The 4,530-nt window shown below is 63.9% G+C and carries 3 protein-coding genes and 1 pseudogene; 2 read left to right on the top strand and 2 right to left on the bottom strand.

The features are described 5' to 3' along the window. Positions 1-786, top strand: a pseudogene (locus tag ACI38Z_RS02575) (hypothetical protein); the annotation flags it as partial. Between the two features lie 96 nt (positions 787-882). Here ACI38Z_RS02575 and ACI38Z_RS02580 read toward each other — a convergent pair. Together ACI38Z_RS02580 and ACI38Z_RS02585 are read right to left on the bottom strand one after the other, a co-directional pair. Further along, positions 883-1,746 (bottom strand): hypothetical protein, encoded by an 864-nt coding sequence (locus ACI38Z_RS02580; protein ID WP_439788623.1) that lies wholly within the window; start codon positions 1,744-1,746, stop codon positions 883-885. 63 nt (positions 1,747-1,809) lie between these two features. After that, positions 1,810-2,796: a restriction endonuclease gene (locus ACI38Z_RS02585; protein ID WP_439788624.1), complete on the bottom strand. Its 987-nt coding sequence runs from the start codon at positions 2,794-2,796 to the stop codon at positions 1,810-1,812. 385 nt (positions 2,797-3,181) lie between these two features. On the opposite strand from ACI38Z_RS02585, the gene ACI38Z_RS02590 reads away from it, so the two are divergent. Next, positions 3,182-4,530 (top strand): DEAD/DEAH box helicase (locus tag ACI38Z_RS02590; RefSeq protein ID WP_439788625.1); only part of this gene is annotated, 1,349 nt, incomplete at its 3' end.

Below are 4,530 nucleotides of genomic sequence, written 5' to 3' on the forward strand. Positions count from 1 at the left end.
CAGCTGCAGATGCACGTCGTGGGGGACGACGGTCTCTATCGCATACGCACGGTCTGCTTCGACAAGGACGGGCGGGTCGTGGGCGTGCCCGGCGTCGCGGAGGAGGTCGGCACGGGCTCCGTGGGGCCGACGTTCGGAATCGTGCGGCCGGCGGTTCCCAACACGCGCGTGGACTTCTCGCCCTACGGGCAGTCCGTGTTCGCGGACGCCGTGGACGCTGTGCAGTCGGTGGACCTCGCCTACGACGCGCTCATCAACGAGGTGGACGCGGGCAAGATGCGCGTGTTCCTCTCGGACGTGATGTTCGACCAGGAGAGGACCGCCGATGGCAGGCGGGTGCCGATACCGTTCGGCAAGGGCGACTGCACGGTGTTCAGGAAGGTAATGAGCACCGAGGACACGATCACCGAGTTCGCACCGACACTGAGGACGGATTTCCAAGGAAAGGCGTTTCGGCTCGCGTTGCACGTGCTCGGAGATCTCGTCAGCCGGGGCGTCAACTACTTCGGCACCGACAACGTTGGGTACGTGCGCACGGCAACGGAGGTCTCATCTGACAACAGCGCCCTCATGCGCAATATCCGCAAGAACGAGAATACGCTTCAGCGGGCGCTCTGCGACGTGTCGAGGGCTCTCATGGCCTGCGTTCGGTCAATGGGCACCAAACTGCCTGACAAGGACGACGTGTCGGTGATCTTTGACGACAGCATCGTCCAGGACACGGCTTCGGAGAATCGGCAGGACATTGCCGAGGTGGCCACAGGTCTCATGACGCGCGAGGAGTAACGGAATCGATGGTATGAGAAGACGAAGGAAGGCAACGATTAGAACGCTTCTTCAACCACTCAAACAGCCTCGCAGAAATGAACCCAAACCTGCACGTCATGGCTGATAGCCGGTCAGAAACGACGACAGCATTGACTCGAACTTCTCGGGCGGTATGGTGGGCTTGTCATCGTAGACGTCGATATGGTTGCAGGCGCGTATGCCCGCAATGGCACGTTCCATGTCTATCGACTCGTCGAACGCGACGATTCCATCCGTAGCCTTAGAGAACGCCTGATAGTCATCTTGGAGGTCAACCAATTCCCATCCCGGCCAAAAGCGCCGGAAGTAATCTGGCGGCCTGTCCTCGTCCACGTACCAGTACGCGAGGGTTCTACCGTCGCAGTCGATGAGAGCGGACGAGCAGAGCCCGTCACCATCGATGCCGGAAACGAGCTTGTCCAAGCCTGGCTTGAGAAGCGGCGCGACAAGCTCCTCCCCATGATCGAGGATGTCGGTCACGTACATGGAGTCGATGGTATGCAGGTAATGCGCACCGCCTTTTCTCACCATGATCGCGCTCGAAATCTCGCCATCGTTGAGACTGTCCAGACGCGACTCCCTGCCGATCCAGTACTTCAAATCATAGAGGTCTGGTGCATCACCTAGCCACGGCGTCATCGGGCTTTCGAGCCCCAGCGCCTCTGCGAAGTCCACGAGATGGCGAGGACAGAACCGCACATTCCAGCCCGGCCAGAGGGAGCGCTCAAGGAAGGCGTCGAGCACTTTGCGGAACCCTATCTCCCAGGTGCTGTCATCGCTGCCGAAGTAGAGCAGCTGCTTCCCATCTGCGTCCATAAGGATGCCCGTCTCGCTCCAAACACTATTGAGGCCGCTTAGATTGAAGCGGGTGGAATCTGCAAACGCCTTCAACTGCCCAGGCCGCAGGAACAGGTATGGAAGCGGGTTATAGAGGCTCAATCCGTGAAAGCTGCTCTTCCCGCCTTCCCTTATGACGATGCTCGCACAATAGCTCATGGCAGTCTACGCCGGCCACCAGATGCGGACGAGAGGCAGGATGGCGCGGGCGTCCTCGTCGGTGCGGTCGTAGAAGTCGACGTAGAGGCGCGCGAAGCCGTCGAGGTCGAGCAGCCGCACGGGTATGTTGGAACGGTCGGCCTCGTAGCGTGCCTCCTTTGTGAAGCCGCCGGTGCTGACGTAGAGCCCGCGATCGCCTCCGCGCAGTCCGCCTATGAACGAGCGGAGCTGGGGCGCCCCCATGGCGCCCTTGCGGTGCTTGACCTCGCAGATGATGCGCGGCACCTCGAGGCCCAGCGCGTCGGGCGAGGCGATGACGTCCCTGCCGCCATCGGGACCCTTCGGCGTGACGCCGGCGTGGTAGCCCATCGCGCGCAGGAGCCCGGCAGTGAGCTGTTCCATGTCGTCAGGGTCGACGGCGAGAAGGCGGTCCTTTATTCGCTCAATGCCGTTGTCGAAGGTCGCGTAGCGCGCCTCCTCCTCGGTGCCCTCGTCGTCCTGGTCGGCGGGCGCCACGGGGGATTCGGACGGCTTTACCGCAGCGCGCCTCAGGTCTGCCAGCACCTCGTCGGAGACCGAGAAGATCGTGGATATGCCGCCGAGGGAGTTCTTCGATGCAGTGGAGAGCGCGTCGCGCTGGGCCTGGCCCTGCCAGGAGACCGTACGCACGTAGGTTGCGCCGTCCTGGGTCGTCGGCATGCAGGGACCCGCCACCGTGCCGAGGTGGTAGAGTCGCGTCTCGGGGTCGTACATGACGACCGTTGAGCCTTCGGCCATGTCGTGCGCGAACTTATAGACCTGGGAGACCGCCGCACTGACCTTGCCCTTGGACTCGCCGGGATGCGCAGCTACGTATGCCTCGCGTATCCGGCCCTTTGGCATGCGGGCTAAATCCGCCCCGCCGAAGTCCCAGCCAATGCCTATGGTGCCGGTCTCGAGCCAGCTCTGCGCGTACACGCCCCCGCGTCCCGCGCGAATCATCCATCCCGTCATGTTGCAACCTTCCTAGTGCATGCCTACGAGGGCATTATCTCACCGCCATTGAGGCGCGTATAGATGCGCCGACGGCGCAGCCGATGACTCTCGGTAGCGTAACCCTCTCCGCGTCGTGGGGGCCGCAGGTTGGTTATCAGGAGTCCTGAGCGGTTGCTGTGCGTTGTCCGAAGCTACAATGCGCTTGTGGGCTCGTCCGCTGCTGCCATGTGGTCGCATCGCGGCAGGTGGAATCTCGTGCGGATTGCAAGGGGTCGTCTCGCGGATGGTGCCAATCGCCTGGTTATCGGCGCCCCCGCCGGAGGGCTTCTGGCCGCTCGCAGCTCGCTACGGTATATTGGATAGTATTTGATTCAGTCGATTTTCGTCCGGAGAGAGGGATGCGGTGAGGCTGGGGGAGCTCAAGGCCGGAATGCGCGTGGAGGGCGTGCTCCCCACCGAGGTGGTGGAGGTCGTGGCCGTGACACCCAAGGGCAGCGCGGCCAACCTCGTGTACCAGCGGCTCGACGGCTCCTTTGACTCCGTGTCGCTCTACCCGGACGACCTCGCCTACGTGTGGCCGGTCACGGCGCAGTCCGGGCGGCGCTACGACGCCGACCCGGACGCGTTCCTTTTGGCCTCCGAGGCGCTGCGCATACGCTACTCCTACGTGTTCGACCCGCGACTCGCTATGCACACGTCCATCATCGAGCCGCTGCCGCACCAGATCACGGCCGTGTACGAGGACATGCTCCCCAGGCAGCCGCTCAGGTTCCTCCTCGCAGACGACCCCGGCGCGGGCAAGACCATTATGGCGGGGCTGCTCATCAAGGAGCTCATAATCCGCGGCGAGGTGGAGCGCTGCCTCATCGTGTGCCCCGGCGGCCTCGTACAGCAGTGGGTGGAGGACGAGTTGGGACCGAAGTTCGGCCTCGAGTTCCGGATGCTCACCAACGACGTGGTGGACTCCACGCGCACGGGCAACCCCTTCCGCGACATCCCGCTCATGGTGGCCTCTATGGACAAGCTCGCCCGCGACGAGCGGCTGCAGGCAATGCTTCGCGAGGTGAGCTGGGACCTCGTGGTGGTGGACGAGGCGCACAAGATGGCCGCGCACGTGAACGGCCGCAAGGTAGACTACACGCACCGTTACCGCCTGGGCCAGCTGCTCAGCTCCACGACGCGCAACCTCCTGCTCATGACCGCCACGCCGCACAACGGCAAGGAGGCCGACTTCCAGGAGTTCATGAAGCTTCTCGACCCCGACCGCTTCGAGGGCGGGGCACGCTCCGGTCTCGCCCGCAACCTCGACGGGCTCATGCGGCGCCTGCAGAAGGAGGAGCTTTTGACCTTCGAGGGCAAGCCGCTTTTCCCCATACGTGAGGCGCGCACGGCCGCCTACACGCTCACGCCAGCCGAGCAGGCGCTCTACGAGCACGTGAGCGACTATGTGCGCGAGGGCTTCAACCGCGCCGAGGCCATCGTGCGCGCCGACCGCAAGAACGCCGTGGGCTTCGCGCTCACGTCGCTGCAACGTAGGCTCGCGTCCTCGCCCATGGCGGCGTGGCGCTCGCTCGGGCGGCGACGCAAGCGGCTGGAGGAGCTGACACAGGAGGTGCGCGAACACGGCACCTACACCGCCCACGGCCGAGGCCACGGGCAGGGCTCGCCCGACTGGGACGAGTGGGACGCTGACGACCTGGAGTCGCGGACAAAAAGTTGGACCAAAAGGGGTCCGGATTGGAGTCCGCATGG

Origin of the sequence: Parafannyhessea sp. (assembly GCF_051876455.1) — a bacterium.
In the GTDB taxonomy this organism is placed as follows: Bacteria; Actinomycetota; Coriobacteriia; order Coriobacteriales; family Atopobiaceae; genus Parafannyhessea.